This window comes from Shigella sp. FC1967, assembly GCF_001743005.1.
Lineage (GTDB): Bacteria > Pseudomonadota > Gammaproteobacteria > Enterobacterales > Enterobacteriaceae > Proteus.
In genome coordinates, this window is the sequence record NZ_MIIZ01001282.1 from 1 (window position 1) to 424 (window position 424).

A 424-nucleotide genomic window follows, 5' to 3' on the forward strand; every position below is an offset into this window, starting at 1 on the left:
CCCCGCTGAAAGTACTTTACAACCCTAAGGCCTTCTTCATACACGCGGCATGGCTGCATCAGGCTTGCGCCCATTGTGCAATATTCCCCACTGCTGCCTCCCGTAGGAGTCTGGGCCGTGTCTCAGTCCCAGTGTGGCTGATCATCCTCTCAGACCAGCTAGAGATCGTCGCCTAGGTGAGCCATTACCCCACCTACTAGCTAATCCCATATGGTTCATCCGATAGCGCAAGGTCCGAAGAGCCCCTGCTTTGGTCCGTAGACATCATGCGGTATTAGCCACCGTTTCCAGTAGTTATCCCCCTCTATCGGGCAGATCCCCATATATTACTCACCCGTCCGCCGCTCGTCAGCAAGAAAGCAAGCTTTCTCCTGTTACCGCTCGACTTGCATGTGTTAGGCCTGCCGCCAGCGTTCAATCTGAG

At 55.0% G+C, this 424-nt stretch carries 1 rRNA gene; it reads right to left on the reverse strand.

Annotated elements, in window-relative coordinates:
* Window positions 1-424: ribosomal RNA gene (locus BHE89_RS21240) — 16S ribosomal RNA — on the reverse strand; the annotation flags it as partial.